We start from the raw sequence: 13,707 nt of genomic DNA on the forward strand, positions 1-13,707 counted from the left end.
CTGGACCGTGCGAAGGCAAAAGCGCTGCTGTCGTGGCGTCAAGCGGAGTTGCCCGCGCCGCCGACGCGGCGCTGCTGGGTTCCTGTGAGAAGCACAGGATGCACACCTGCCCGCACCGCGACGCTGCCGAACACAGCCGCGACCGGGAGGTGCGAGATAAGGCGCCTCCCCTCACGCAATGCATCTTCACATGCATGAAGAAGGTTCTGCAACTCTATGATTTCTAACGATTCGATGATGGCGCGTCCGCATCGGCATATCCCTAAAAACCGAGAAACCGGAAAGTTCCAACCCCACGTGAAAACCGCACTGTTCATCCTCGCGGCGCTGCTCCTGCTCTGCCTGACCGTCACCGCCGGCGTTTCGCTCGGCTCGGCGCCGATTCCGGTCGCGACCGTCTGGTCGATCATTGCCGCGAAGATTGTGCCGGGCAGCGTCGAGGTCCTGTGGTCGGCCGGCCGCGAAAGCATCGTGTGGGACGTGCGCCTGCCGCGCGTGGCGCTTGCCGGGCTCGTGGGCGCCGGGCTTGCGGTCACCGGCGCGGTGCTGCAATCGGTGACGCGCAACCCGCTTGCCGACCCGCATCTCCTCGGCGTCTCGGCTGGCGGGGCGCTCGGCGCGATCGTCGCGCTGCTCCACACCGGCCTTATCCTCGGTCTCGCGACGGTGCCGCTGTTCGCCTTCGCCGGCGCGCTCGGCGCCACGGCGCTGGTGGCGCTCGTCACCCGCGTGATCGGCACCGGTGCCGATCGCCTCGTGCTTTCCGGCGTCGCCGTCGCCTTCACGCTGACGGCGGCCGGCAACCTGCTGATCTTCCTTGGCGATCCGCGCGCCGTACACACAGTGATTTTCTGGATGCTCGGCGGCCTCGGCCTCGCGCAATGGCCGCATCTCGTCTATCCGGCGCTGGCACTCGCCGTCTCACTCGGCTGGCTCACAGTTCGGGCGCGAGAGATCAACGCGCTCGCCATGGGCGACGAGACGGCGATGACGCTCGGCATTCCGGTGCGCCGCTTCCGCCTGATGCTCTTCGTCATCACCGCGCTTCTCACCGGCGTCATGGTGGCTTTCTCCGGCGCGATCGGCTTCGTGGGGCTGATGATCCCGCATTTTGTCCGTCTTTTCGCCGGCAGCGACAATGTCCGCGTCATTCCGCTTTCGGCCTTTGCCGGCGCGCTTACGCTGATCGTTGCCGACCTCGTCGCCCGCGTCGTCATGGCGCCCGAGGACATGCCGCTCGGCGTCGTCACCGGCCTTGCCGGCGGCCTCGCTTTCGTCGCCATCCTCAAGCGACGGGGGTGAGGTACGTTTCCAACGTCATGTGCCATCGCGGGACACGGCGCTGGAAACTCCGTTATCAGGCGCGGTCTCGGCGCTCCGTCATCTTCGCGCATCCGGCGGCAAACGACGTGAGCAGGTTCAAACCCTCCGGCCAGTCACCCAGTCCGCTTTCGCCATTGATGTGGCCGCGCGCGCCGATTTCAACGAGGCGGCTTTGCCATTGGCGGGCGCGGAGGCGGGCGTAGTCGAGGGGGCCGTAGGGGTCGTCGGCGCTGGCGACGATGAGGGAGGGAAACGAAGCGCTTCCGTCGGTGGGTTCGCGAAGCCCTTGGCCTCGTTCGGAAAGGCGGCGGCCTGTGGATCCGGCACTGCGACGAGGAACGCGCCGGCGACGGGAAGAGCGGAAGCCTGCTGCCAGTGTGCGACGAGGAGGCAGGCGAGGCTGTGCGCCACGAGGACGGGAGGCGCGGGCGCCGCGGCGACAGAGCGCTCCAGCGCGGAAATCCAGTCGGTGAGGTCCGGCTCGTCCCAATTCGTCGGCCGGAACCGCTGCATTCGCGGATCTTGTTCCTCCCAGAGTGTCTGCCAGTGGGCCTCGCCGGAGCCGCCGATCCCTGGCAGGATGATGATGCTCGTCATGATTTCTCCTATGGCTGTCCAGGAAGAAGATGACGGCTTTCCTTTTCGGCTGGAATGCAGAACTATCGGAAAACCGCTCCGATTTCCGATGAATTGAAGGCCGGATATCACTTTGGAAAATCATCGCGTGCTCGATCCGACCGACATCGCCATCCTCGAAACGCTGCAGGAGGACGGACGCATCGCGATCTCGGAACTCGGGCGCCGGGTGGGGCTCTCCCAGCCGGCAACGTCCGAGCGCGTCAAGCGGCTGGAGGAGCGCGGCTTCATTCTCGGTTTCGGCGCCCGCGTCGATGCCGCCGCCCTCGGATTGGGCATGATGGCTGTCATCCGGCTGCGCACGACGCATGAAAACATCCGGCCCTGCCTCAAGCAGTTTGCCGAGATGCCGCAGATCGTGGAAGTGCTGCGGCTGACCGGTGAGGATTGCTTTCTCCTGAAGGTGCTCGTTCCGTCGCCTGGAGAACTCGAAACGATCGTCGACTCCATCGCGAGGTTCGGGGCGGTGACGACCTCGCTGGTTTTGCGCGCCGAGCCGCCGAAACCCATCGGGCGGGCACTGCTCCAGCGGCGGTGAGCCGACAGCGTCGCATGTCCGGGAACCAGCAGCGGCTTCCGGCGGTGCGGAGCGCTTCCGCCGCGCCTCACTCACTTTATTGGAGTCATATATTGAGCACCGCCGACGCATGCGTCGCTTGAGGTTCTTGCGCAGCCACCGCAACAAACTCTCCTCATTCCTGTGACGAGCACAGGAGGCGGTCGTGCGTCACCGCCCGACTGAAGGAGTGAGGAGGCCGCTCCTTGGGTATAGAAGCCACTGTGCCTGCGGCAATTCTTCGCCTCCGATCGGAAGGACCGTTGATGATCGGCTGTGGAAACCGCATGATCGGCCCCTATCTGATGGCCGGAGTTCACGAGAGGCGCTGAATGACTGACGAGATCGCGATCTGCACGCCGGAAGAGGTTCTGAAATTCTGGTTCACGGAGCTATCCTACGACCAGTGGTTCACGCCGAGTGCTGAGCTTGACCGGCAATGCGTGCAGCGCTTCCAGGCCTCGCATCTGGCGCTTTCGAGAAAGCTCGACGACGTCTGGCGGGCGACGCCCGAACACTGGCTTGCGGCCGTCCTTCTCTTCGATCAGTTGCCGCGCAACATGTATCGCGGTTCGCCGCTCGCCTTCGCCACCGATTGCCTGGCGCTGCGCGAGGCGAATCTCGCCATCGGCGCGAGCGCGGATCTGGCGGTCCCGAAGGAATGGCGCGCCTTCTTCTACATGCCCTTCGAACATTCGGAAAACCTGACCGACCAGACGATGGCGGTAAAACTTTTCACCGAACTCGGCGATGCCGACTATCTCGATTATGCCATCCGCCACCGCCAGGTGATCGAGCAGTTCGGCCGCTTTCCGCATCGGAACGCCATTCTCGGCCGGGTTTCGACACCGGCCGAGGAGGCCTATCTGGCTGAGCCGGGCGCGGGGTTTTAAGCACCGCGGCGAGCGCGCTGACATCAACGGAGGAAACCATGAGCGAAAGCAAACTGCCCTGGGAAGGGGGATGCCGCTGCGGCGGGGTGCGGTTCAAGGTGAGCGCTCCGCCGCTGCTCACCATGGCCTGCCATTGCACGGGCTGCCAGCGGATGACCGCCAGCGCCTTCTCGCTGAGTGTCGCGATCCCGAGCGAAGGGTTTGCCGTGACGAAGGGCGAGCCGGTGATCGGCGGCCTGCACGGCGCGACCCGGCACTACTTCTGCCCGCACTGCATGAGCTGGATGTTCACACGGCCGGAGGGCATGGACTGGTTCGTCAACGTCCGCGCGACGATGCTCGACGATCCGAGCTGGTTCGCGCCGTTCATCGAAACCTGGACCAGCGAGAGACTGCCCTGGGCGACGACCCCCGCCGTCCACAGCTACGAGACGCTGCCGCCTATGGAGGCTTACGAGGGCCTTCTGGAAGAATATCGCAAACAGGCCGGAAGCCCGGTGGCATAAGCGGATGGGCGCGGTGTTGAAGCGTTTGCCGTAAAGCGCTCTGGACTAGGAAAACCGCTCCCAGGCCGCTTGCCGCGATATGCCGAGTGCCTGGCCGATATGGGCCCAGCTGACCCGCCGTGACCGGAGCGTTTCGACCACGGATTGGAGCTGATTGCTCTTGCCCTCCACCGTTTCCTCGATCGGCTTCAAGAGGGAAAGCAGCCGCTCCGTCGGCGCTTCCTCCAGCGGCGCGCGGGGCGGCCGGTCGGATGTTCCGGTCAGGATGTAGTCGTTGCAGGTCGCAACACACTCGTCGCAGATGAAGATGCGGCCGTGGCCGGCGACCAGCTTCTCGACCTCGTCACTCGGTCGCAGGCAGAAAGAGCAATAATAGGTTTCCGATTGCGGCAGATCCGCCGTCGAGGCGCGAGGTTCCGACACGGCACTCATCGTTGCATCCTCCCGTCAGGATTACCTTGACAGTCAGGGTATCCTTGACGGCGCGTCGATGTCAAGGATCCGGATCTATGCCGACCCTGTACTTGTCATAATGCACGCGTGGCGGTAGTCGCCGGACAAGGTCTGAGGCGCGGCATGTCCCCGCGCGGCGACCATCAGCCTCGATGTCGATGCCGGTCCGCTGCGACGGGCCGAAGAGGGCGACGAGCGGCAGGATGCCGGCGTAAAGGCGGGTCTCCGTCGGCAGGCCGGCGATGGCCGGATAAGCGATGGCTTGGAAGGCCGACCGCGGCGATGGCGAGCCCGGCGGAAACATCGTTCCGCAGCCAGTTGCCTAGTAGCCGGCGAGATTGGCAAGCAGCGGCAGGCGACGGGGATGCGTTGCATCCCCGTCGCCTCCGATCAATGGCCGGTGAGCACCAGCGTCTGGACGGGCAAGAGCAGCGCCTGCAGCCGGAGGATCGCCGCATGCACCAGCCCGACTGCGTCGACGGCATGCAGGTACACCCAGCGCCACGTGCTGATCCCTGGCTCCTCCAGCGCGTCGTGATTGCTGGTATAGGCGTTGGCGATGCAGCTGCTTCCGGGAGGGACGCCGGTGAACTGGCCCTCGAAAAGCGGCTCCAGATAGGCTGTCAGCGTGCCGGGACGCGCCAGTTGCTGGGCATCGACCAGTTGGTCAGTCGGCCGAAACTGGCCGGCGGCGATGACGTCCTGAACTTCGGTCACCACCATTGGAATGATGGTAAAGGGCTTGCCGATGCAGGTAACCTCGGCGATCATCCCGGCCTTCATCACCTGAGCCTCGATCTGGCCGAAGCCGGCGATCAGGCCGATGCGCCGTTGCTCGGGCACGAGGATGCCGGCCGAACGGATCATCGGATTGACGATGTCGCCGGCTCGCAGGGTAAATTGCTGCACGGTGCCGGCCACACCGGCGCGCACGGTCGTCTTGTCCAGGTTCACCTGGGCCTGGGCCAGCGCCGCCTCTGCGCTTGCCTTCTGCGCCGGCAGCAGCGAGGCGATCTTCGTCTCCAGAGTCTGTTTGTTGGAAACGGCGGCGGCAAGCGCCCCTTTGCGGCCGTCGGCCGCGACCTGCAGGCGCTCGATTTCCCGCCGTGAGACAATGTTGGGGTTGCGCTGATTCAATTCGGTCTGCGTCTGAAGTTCGTTCAGCGCCTGGAGGTAGGCACCCTCGGCTTGAGCGATCAGGCCGTCGGCGGAGGCCAGTTCGCTCTGCGCCACGGTTGTCTGGGCGTCGATTTCCGCAACGCGCCGGCGTGCGGTTTCGAGTGCGGCCTGCTGCTCGGAATTGTCGAGGCGGAATAGCGGGGCTCCGGCGGCGACCTTCTCGTTGGTGCCGACAAAGACTTCGGCGACGCGCCCGGTCGACTCGGGCAGGATCGTGACCGTACGGAAGACGGCGGTGACGTTGGTGGTCGATGGGTGGAAGTAGAAGATCATCGTGATCAGCGACACGGTGAGGATCACGCAGGCGGTGATGCCGTAGCGCAGCTCGTACCACATCGAAAAGAGATTGATCTCGCGGCCGATGCGCTTGCCCTGAACGTAGCGGCGGAAGAGAAAGTCGGGAAAGATGGTGAGCATGGAGCAGAGCAGGAATTCAAGCATGGCTCACCTCCTGCGCTCGATCTTGTCTTCGCCCTCAGCCTGCGCGACTTCGAGCGGCACCCATTGCGCGGCGCCCGTCCTTGGCGAGTCCGGTGGGGGCGCGTCCGGTGGGGGCGCCTTCGGCGGTGGCTCAGAGGTCGTTTCTCCGCCCGGCTGCGGCGCGAGCTCGCCCGCCCCCTCGTCGCGGCGGGCTATCCTGGCGAGCGAGTGGGCCATCGACCTGACCGGGGAGGCAAAGTCCGGAAATTCGATCATCGCAAGCAGCAGCGCGGCGATCCAGAACAGATGATTGTGGGTGAAGAGCGCGATCAGCGCCAGCACGCCGATGATCTGCAGCTGCGCCTTGCTGGCGCCGTGTGCCATGTGTTCGGGCAGCGCGTGCAGCCTTAGATACAGGATGCCGACCAGGAAGACCAAGAGCAGCACGAAGACGACCATCACATTGAACAGGACGTCCGTCTGTCCCGGTGCGGTGATGAAAACAGGCAGATGTTCCACTGCCGCCGGATGCAACGCTTCTGTCATCTCATTTTCCCCCGAAACACAGAACACGCCAAGACCTCATCATACGCATTGGACTTGGATTTCATAGCGTTAATGCGAATGGGTTCGGCGGCGCTCCAAAAAAGAGGCGGCCGAACATTGCAGATGCTTTACGCTACGGGAGTCTGTCTGTTGCGCTTTTTGATTGCGCACGAAATTGACAATACAACCTGTCTCGGCTATGCGGGGACGGTTCGCCGGCGCGCCCGCGAACGAGGGCGCGCGGCTTGATTCAGCAAAAAAACACTTAGATTTCTTCTCGGAACGCATCTTTTTGCCGTGTTGCGCATGCAGAGGGGACCTTCACGGGCTTTCGCGCGACCTGATCGAGAGCGGGAACTGCCGCGGGCAGGGCACGTTATCGGTTTTTCGATTGATTCAAGTCGAAATCATCGTGATCTAGTGCTCGACGTGATTCCGTGTCGTCATTCCGTGTCGTCATCCGGGGCTTCGAAGGGTATCGAATTGCATTTCGTTGGAAAGTTGACCGCCGTTACGCTTGTCGTCCTGACCGGAGCCTTGGCGCTTGCCGGCAGCGGACCCGCGAGCGCCCAGCAGGCCCCCCCAGCGGCGGCGCCGGCCCAGCCTGCGCCCCAAGCCGCGCAGCCGGCCCCGACGCCACCGCCGGCGCAACAAACCCAGCCCGCGCAAGAGGATCTGCCCGATGACGGCGCGGCGGCCGCCTCTCCGGTTCTGCAGCAGGCGGAGGAGCAACTCGCCAATGCCGACCGCGAGCTGAAGCGGCTCAGCGAGCGCGTCGAAGGCGCCAAGGACGACGATACCTTGCTTGCCGAGCTCAAGGTGCAGGTCGATGCTCTTTCCGGACAGATCCTTGCCGCCACAGTCGCGACGCGGCCGCGGCTCGAAGAAATCAAGGGGAGGCTGACCGAACTCGGTGAGCCGCCCGGCGAAGGGCAACCGCCGGAAGCGCCGATCGTGACGGAAGAAAGGAAGCGCCTGATCGCCGAGCGCGGTGCGATAAACGCGCTGACGGGGCGCGCGGAGAACCTCTCGGTCGAGGCGAAGAAGCTTGCCAACGGCATCACGGCGACAAGACGGGCGCTCTTCTCCAACACGCTGCTGAAGCACACGGAAATCTCGGCGGCGACGCTCGCCGAGGCGGTCACGACGACGATCGGCGAGACCCAGGCTTTGTCGCGCAGCGTCGGCAGCTGGCTGACCTTTGCCTGGAACTACAAGCGCGTACAGCTTCTCATCGCGATTTTCCTCTCGCTCTGCGCGGCGCTGATCTTTCTGGCCGGCAGCCGCCGTCTCTTCGCGCCCTTCCTCCGGCAGAATGGCGACGAAGAGGAGCCGAATTATTTCAGGCAGCTTTCGGTCGCCTTCTGGTCCACGGTGATCCCGACAGTGTCGGCAACCGCCTTCGCAGCGTCGAGTTACCTTTTCCTCAATAGCTTCAATGTGTTGCGGCCGGATATTGCGCCGATCCTGGCGATCACTTTGGCGGTCGCCGTCGTGCTGCTCTTCATCACCAGCCTTGCTCAGGCGGTGCTTTCTCCGGGGCAATCGAATTGGCGTCTCGTGCGCGTTTCGGATCGCGGCGCCCGGATGCTGTTCATTTCGATCTGCGCCATGGCGGTGGTCAACGTTCTCGACTACCTCGCCGGAAGCATCAGCGAGTCCCTCGGTTCGCCGGTCATCCTGACCGTCGCCAAGAGCTTCGTGGCCTCGATCATCATTGGCCTCATCCTGATGTCGATGGCCTGGATTCGGCCGATGTTGCGGCCCGACGAGCCCTTCGATGCGCCGGGCCGGCCCTGGCCGCGCCTCATCTGGATTTCGTTTCTCCTCCTGGGAGCGCTGCTTGTCGCCATCGCGCTTGCCGGCTACGTCGGCCTTGCCCGCTTCATCGCCACGCAGATTATCGTTACCGGCGCAATCCTGGTGACCATGTATATCGGCATTCTCACCGGCAGGTCGGTTTCCAAGCAGGGCGCCTTCGCGGAAACCAGGGTGGGGCGCTATCTCGAACGCCGGTACCATCTGGAGCAGGTGGCGCTCGACCAGATCGGGCTTGCGGCTGGCCTTGGCATCTATGCGTTGGTGCTGTTGTTTTTCATCCCGCTGATCCTCCTGCAATGGGGTTTCCAGATCGCCGATATCGAGTCCTGGACCTATCGCGTGCTGACCGAGATCAGGATCGGTACGATCACCATCTCGCTTGTCGGCCTGTTTGCGGGCGTCCTCTTCTTCGCGCTCGGCTTTGTCGCCACGCGCTGGGTGCAGCGCTGGATCGACGGCAATGTCATGGCGCGCAGCCGCGTCGATGCGGGCGTGCGCAACTCGATCCGCACCGGCATCGGCTATGTCGGCGTCGGCCTTGCCGGGCTCATCGGCCTTTCGGCGGCGGGCATCGACCTCTCGAGCCTCGCACTCGTCGCCGGTGCTCTCTCCCTCGGCGTCGGTTTTGGCCTCCAGAACATCGTCTCGAACTTCGTCTCGGGCCTGATCCTGCTCGTCGAGCGGCCCTTCAAAGTGGGCGACTGGATCGTCAGCGGCACGACCGAAGGCTTCGTCCGGCGCATCTCCGTACGCGCGACCGAGATCGAGACCTTCCAGCACCAGTCGATCATGATGCCGAATTCGCTGCTCATCAACGCTTCGGTCGGCAACTGGACGCACCGCAACAAGCTCGGCCGTTCGGAGATCACCGTCACGGTTACCTATGCCAGCGATCCGCGCCGGGTGATCGAACTGCTGCAGGAGATCGCCGCCGCCCATCCGATGGTGCTGAAGAATCCGGCGCCGTCGGTCGGCTTCACTGCCTTTGGGGACGAGCGCATGACCTTCGAGCTGCGCATCTATGTTGCCGACGTGCTGATGGCGGGCAACGTACGCAACGATATCCGCGTCACGATCTACGAGCGCTTCCGCGACGAGGGCATCGGCGCGCCATTCCCGCTGAGGATCGAGGATACGACGCCCGAGGACGAGGCGCCGGCCGAGGCCGAGCCCTCGCTCGCGGCGGAGCCCGCGCCTCCCGCCGAACCGGAAGAAGAGCCGGAAACCGCCCCGCGCAGCATCGCCAAGCGGGGATCCCGCAGGGGATAACGAGGGCTGCTTTCCCGAGGCAAATTCTCCGACACCTCATTCCTGTGACGAGCACAGGAATGAGGTGCGCATTGCCGAGCTCGCGCTGTGCTCGCCATCTCCTCCTGGCGTCGACGACCACAAAGCTGCCGTTCAATTGTCAGGAAATCGCCCCGGTGCCGCCCCATCGAGCACTCTTAAGCGGTCCATCGTAACGAGCTCGTCATCGCGTTGACGCGAGGAACGAGCGACAGCTGCATGGGTCCTCAAATCGCATCCGGCTCGAGGGCGCAACCATGCGGGAAAGTGCTGCAGCGACCTTTTATGCGTCTGGAATGACGCCCGGCGCTGTCAGGTGGCATTGCCGCCGATCAAGTCATGCACGTTACAGAGGAATGAAGATGATCACTCGTTATAAAGCCGTTGCAACGCTGACCGCTGCGGTCTTCGGTATGATGACTTACAGCCCGGCGTTCGCGCTCGAAGTGGCTCAAGCGCAACAGACGCAGCCGACGCAAGGCCAGCCCGATAGCGGCGGCGCGGCCGTAAGCGATCAGAAAATCGAGGCCTTTGCCGTTGCCTATCTGCAAGTCGACAAGGTCAGGCAGGAATATTCGGCCAAGATCGAAGCGACCCCGGACGAGGCCGCAAAGGAGAAGCTGAAGAACGAAGCCAGCCAGCAGATGGTCCAGGCCGTTGAAGCTTCTGAGGGCATCTCGGTCGAGGAATACACGTCCATCCTGACGGCCGCGCAGAACGACCCGGCTTTGGCCCAGAAGGTCCAGGAAAAGATCCAGAGCTCCGCACCGGCGCAAGCACCCGCCCAGCAGGCACCCGCGCAGCAATAGGCTGGTAGCCCCTACTGCATGTTTCCCTAAGTCGTAGTCGATTTAAGGCCAAAAACATGCAGCAAGCGCTACAGCGTCCTTGCGCGTCTGAAAGACGCGCGGCGTTGTAGGGATCCGGTGCGACAACGCGCATCAAGCAGGGTGCCCGCGAAAGCGCGGGCACTCTCGCATCGTCCAAAATATTGCACCGAACCTTCCGCGTTCGAAAGCCGCGCCTTGGCTGCCCGTCAGTATTTTGACGGAACGTAGAGTTCCGGCGGCAGGACCTTGCGCTCGTAGTCGGGATTGAACACCCGCTCGGGCAGGGTGATGTCCTCGTGCGGCACGTCTTCGTAGGGGATTTGCTGGAGCAGGTGATCGATGCAGTTGAGCCGGGCCCGCTTCTTGTCGTTGCCCTCGACAATGTACCACGGCGCTTCCGGGATGTTGGTGCGGGCGAAGGTCTCCTCCTTGGCCTTGGTGTAGCCCTCCCAGCGCACCCGCGATTGCAGGTCCATCGGCGACAGCTTCCACTGCTTCAGTGGGTCGTGGATGCGCACCAGAAATCGCATCTGCTGTTCCTCATCGGTGATCGAGAACCAATATTTGACCAGCCGGATGCCGGAGCGCACGAGCATGCGCTCGAACTCCGGTACGTCGTTGAAGAATTGCTCCACCTGCTCTTCGGTGGCGAAGCCCATGACGCGTTCGACGCCGGAGCGATTGTACCAGGAGCGGTCGAAGAGCACGATTTCGCCGCCGGCCGGCAGATGCGGCACGTAACGCTGGAAATACCATTGCGTCTTTTCGCGATCCGAAGGGGCGGGCAGCGCCACGACCCTAACCACGCGGGGGTTGAGCCGCTGCGTGATGCGCTTGATCACGCCGCCCTTTCCAGCGGAGTCGCGCCCCTCGAAGATCACGACGACCTTCTCCTTGTGATAGGCGACCCAGTCCTGCAGCTTGATCAATTCCGCCTGCAGCTTGAGCAGCGCGCGGAAATAATCGAGGCGCGGTATCGAAGCCGGGTGTGCCTTGCGGTAGATCTTGCGGATCTCTTCGGAAAGGGCCGGCTCGGAAAGCTCGAGCTCGTAGTCCTCGTCGATCGTATCGGCCAGCTCGGCTTCGAGCCAGTCGTGGCTTTCGGTGTCCTGTGAATTCTTCATATCATCCCTCCGGCGTTCTAACCGTGAACCGCGGTATCTTGCGACTGTTCCACAACCGCGTGAAAGAATTTTGAACCGCCGCCAGCGGCGAGCGCCGGGGCGAATTTCGCGCGATGAACAGGAATTTTCCCGCGACCCTTATCACAAGGTTTTGAATTTACTCCCGTCTTTGCCGCCCTAGCTTTGTGGTCGCAGCTTTGAAGCCTGTATCTTTGAAGCCTGTATCAGGGAGGAGATTATGAAACGCGCAGTTGCACTTGTCGCGGCCGCCTTGGCCTGTTCGGTCGTGTCCGCCCATGCTCAGGACACGAGCATGAGCTTCTTCGTCACCAGCGCCAATCCCGGCAAGGGTGGCGATCTTGGCGGCCTTGCGGGCGCGGACGCCTATTGCGCGCAGCTCGCGACCGTCAGCGGCTCGACCGGCAAAACCTGGAAGGCCTACCTTTCCACCGACACGGAAAACGCCAAGGACCGCATCGGAAACGGCCCGTGGTATAACGCTAAGGGCGAGAAGATCGCCGACGACGTCGCGTCGCTGCACAGCGACAAGAACAACCTCACCAAGCAGACGGCACTCAACGAGAAGGGCGAGGTTATCAACGGCCGCGGCGACACGCCGAACCGTCACGACATCCTGACCGGCTCGAACCCGGACGGCACGGCTGCGGCGGACACCTGCGGCAACTGGACGATGGGCGGCGCGGAGGGTGCGGCAGTGGTCGGCCACAGCGACCGCGCGGGCCTCGACGAATCCGCCGCGGCAAAATCCTGGAATTCCTCGCACAAGACGCAAGGCGGCTGTACGGGCGAGGCCTTCAAGACCACCGGCGGCGACGGCCTTTTCTACTGCTTCGCCGCGAACTGAGCGGCTGCATCTCATGCTTGCTTTGTCGGCGCCATGAGCGGCTGGCCGGCGGCTGAACTCTTGCTTGATGAAGGCGCGCGCTTAACCGCTTCCGCTACCACCGCCGGGATCGCCGCCATTCGCCGGGCCCTATCTCAACCATTTTGGCGAAGACTCGGGTGAAGTGGCTCTGGTCGGCAAAGCCGCAGCTATTGGCGATCTCGCTGATCGAGAGGTTCGAATTCAAGAGCAGGTCCTGGGCGCGTTCGATGCGGCGGGCGAGCAGCCACCGATGCGGTGGGGCGCCGGTGGTTTCCTTGAAGGCGCGGGCAAAATGGCTGCGCGAGAGCCCGCATTGATGGGCGAGTTCCTCGAGCGCGATGTCGCCGTCGAGATGCTCCATCAAGATCTCCTTGGCGCGCCGCTCCTGCCATGGGGCGAGGCCACCACGCTTTGGCCGGTGTCCGGGCGGCATATCGCCGTACCGGGTTCCGAGATGGGCGAGCAGGGCCATGCCGATGTGATCGAGGAACAGAGGATTGGCCTTTTCGGGGTTTTGCAATGCGGGCAGGAGGCTGCTGCCGAGACTGCGGATGACGACGTCGTCGTTGGGAACGCCCGGCGCTATCCCGATCGTGCCTATGCGCGAAGCGCCCCGTTCCCCGGCGATCCTGTCGAGTGCATGGCGCGATATGTAGATCGCGAGACAGTCGATGGGGTCGGCGAGCACGGAGGAATGCTCGCTGTTCAGGTCCAGAAGCGTGAACTGCCCGCCTCTGATCGGCGCAATCGCGACCGGCCGATTCTCCACCCAGTAGGGATGGGGCGCGAGATCGAGCAGTTGCAGGCAGACGAGATAGCCGTCGTCCCGTTCGATCCGGCCCAGGCGTCCGCTCTCCCTCTTGTCCCAGCTGATGCGCGTTGCAGCGAAATCCGTTCTTTGAAGCCGCTGGACAGAAATGCTCGGCGGCGCTTCGACACCGACAGCCTCGCCCAATCGCTTGCCATATGCACCGCCGGCCATTCGCAAACTCCGTTCAAGTGGAATTTTCGGTCGAGGTTCAATGCTGTTTTGTTCTGCATGTCTCCTTAAATCGACCCCGATTCAAGGACAAAAACACGCAGTAATTTCAAAGTGCTACAGCGTCCTTTGCGCGTCTGATTAGACGCGCGGCGCTGTAGGCGCCCCGCAAAAACATAGCACTTTCGTACAAAACGCAGCAATACGGGCGCTGGCGTGCTCGGCGCGCCTGCATAAGCTTGGCGCCTGCACACTTCCGTAAATCGAT

Annotated in this window: 12 protein-coding genes and 2 pseudogenes; 7 read left to right on the forward strand and 7 right to left on the reverse strand. The window is 63.4% G+C overall.

The genetic code is table 11. The annotated features are described in order from the left end of the window. Positions 1 to 297: 297 nt before the first annotated feature. Positions 298 to 1,302, forward strand: a complete 1,005-nt coding sequence (locus PZN02_RS15295) for a FecCD family ABC transporter permease (RefSeq protein WP_280658802.1) — start codon at positions 298 to 300, stop codon at positions 1,300 to 1,302. A 55-nt stretch (positions 1,303 to 1,357) separates the two neighbouring features. Here the strand turns inward: PZN02_RS15295 and PZN02_RS15300 are convergent. Next, positions 1,358 to 1,920, reverse strand: a pseudogene (locus PZN02_RS15300) (RBBP9/YdeN family alpha/beta hydrolase). A gap of 112 nt (positions 1,921 to 2,032) precedes the next feature. On the opposite strand from PZN02_RS15300, the gene PZN02_RS15305 reads away from it, so the two are divergent. The 3 genes from PZN02_RS15305 (at position 2,033) to PZN02_RS15315 (ending at position 3,914) form a co-directional block, all read left to right on the forward strand. Beyond that, entirely contained in the window at positions 2,033 to 2,497 is a 465-nt protein-coding gene (locus PZN02_RS15305) for an Lrp/AsnC family transcriptional regulator (RefSeq protein WP_280658803.1), read from the forward strand. 350 nt (positions 2,498 to 2,847) lie between these two features. Next, positions 2,848 to 3,408 carry a DUF924 family protein gene (locus tag PZN02_RS15310; protein WP_280658804.1) on the forward strand — a complete coding sequence of 187 codons (561 nt, stop codon included), beginning with the start codon at positions 2,848 to 2,850 and terminating at the stop codon, positions 3,406 to 3,408. A gap of 38 nt (positions 3,409 to 3,446) precedes the next feature. Beyond that, positions 3,447 to 3,914 (forward strand): GFA family protein, encoded by a 468-nt coding sequence (locus tag PZN02_RS15315; protein WP_280658805.1) that lies wholly within the window; start codon positions 3,447 to 3,449, stop codon positions 3,912 to 3,914. Between the two features lie 45 nt (positions 3,915 to 3,959). On the opposite strand, the gene PZN02_RS32230 is transcribed toward PZN02_RS15315, so the two are convergent. From PZN02_RS32230 to PZN02_RS15335, 4 genes and pseudogenes are all read right to left on the reverse strand, one after another. Beyond that, a complete protein-coding gene (locus PZN02_RS32230; protein ID WP_425336250.1) occupies positions 3,960 to 4,346 on the reverse strand; it encodes a ClpX C4-type zinc finger protein in 387 nt (128 codons plus the stop codon). A gap of 190 nt (positions 4,347 to 4,536) precedes the next feature. Continuing rightward, positions 4,537 to 4,716, reverse strand: a pseudogene (locus PZN02_RS15325) (SulP family inorganic anion transporter); the annotation flags it as partial. A gap of 41 nt (positions 4,717 to 4,757) precedes the next feature. Further along, on the reverse strand, positions 4,758 to 5,987 hold the full coding sequence (locus tag PZN02_RS15330; protein WP_280658806.1) for an HlyD family secretion protein: 1,230 nt from the start codon (positions 5,985 to 5,987) through the stop codon (positions 4,758 to 4,760). Positions 5,988 to 5,990: 3 nt separating this feature from the next. Further along, the gene (locus PZN02_RS15335) at positions 5,991 to 6,512 is read right to left on the reverse strand and encodes a hypothetical protein (RefSeq protein WP_280658807.1); all 522 of its coding nucleotides are present in this window, start codon (positions 6,510 to 6,512) and stop codon (positions 5,991 to 5,993) included. A gap of 483 nt (positions 6,513 to 6,995) precedes the next feature. Here PZN02_RS15335 and PZN02_RS15340 point away from each other — a divergent pair, with 483 nt between their 5' ends. Next, entirely contained in the window at positions 6,996 to 9,602 is a 2,607-nt protein-coding gene (locus PZN02_RS15340; protein ID WP_280658808.1) for a mechanosensitive ion channel family protein, read from the forward strand. Between the two features lie 380 nt (positions 9,603 to 9,982). Continuing rightward, positions 9,983 to 10,429 (forward strand): DUF4168 domain-containing protein, encoded by a 447-nt coding sequence (locus tag PZN02_RS15345; RefSeq protein ID WP_280658809.1) that lies wholly within the window; start codon positions 9,983 to 9,985, stop codon positions 10,427 to 10,429. Between the two features lie 227 nt (positions 10,430 to 10,656). Here the strand turns inward: PZN02_RS15345 and ppk2 are convergent, their stop codons facing one another. Next, on the reverse strand, positions 10,657 to 11,574 hold the full coding sequence (gene ppk2, locus PZN02_RS15350) for a polyphosphate kinase 2 (RefSeq protein WP_280658810.1): 918 nt from the start codon (positions 11,572 to 11,574) through the stop codon (positions 10,657 to 10,659). A gap of 238 nt (positions 11,575 to 11,812) precedes the next feature. On the opposite strand from ppk2, the gene PZN02_RS15355 reads away from it, so the two are divergent. Continuing rightward, a complete protein-coding gene (locus tag PZN02_RS15355; protein ID WP_280658811.1) occupies positions 11,813 to 12,439 on the forward strand; it encodes a hypothetical protein in 627 nt (208 codons plus the stop codon). A gap of 94 nt (positions 12,440 to 12,533) precedes the next feature. On the opposite strand, the gene PZN02_RS15360 is transcribed toward PZN02_RS15355, so the two are convergent. Continuing rightward, positions 12,534 to 13,442, reverse strand: a complete 909-nt coding sequence (locus PZN02_RS15360; protein WP_280658812.1) for a helix-turn-helix domain-containing protein — start codon at positions 13,440 to 13,442, stop codon at positions 12,534 to 12,536. Positions 13,443 to 13,707: the final 265 nt, after the last annotated feature.

It is taken from the genome of Sinorhizobium garamanticum (assembly GCF_029892065.1).
GTDB lineage: Bacteria > Pseudomonadota > Alphaproteobacteria > Rhizobiales > Rhizobiaceae > Sinorhizobium > Sinorhizobium garamanticum.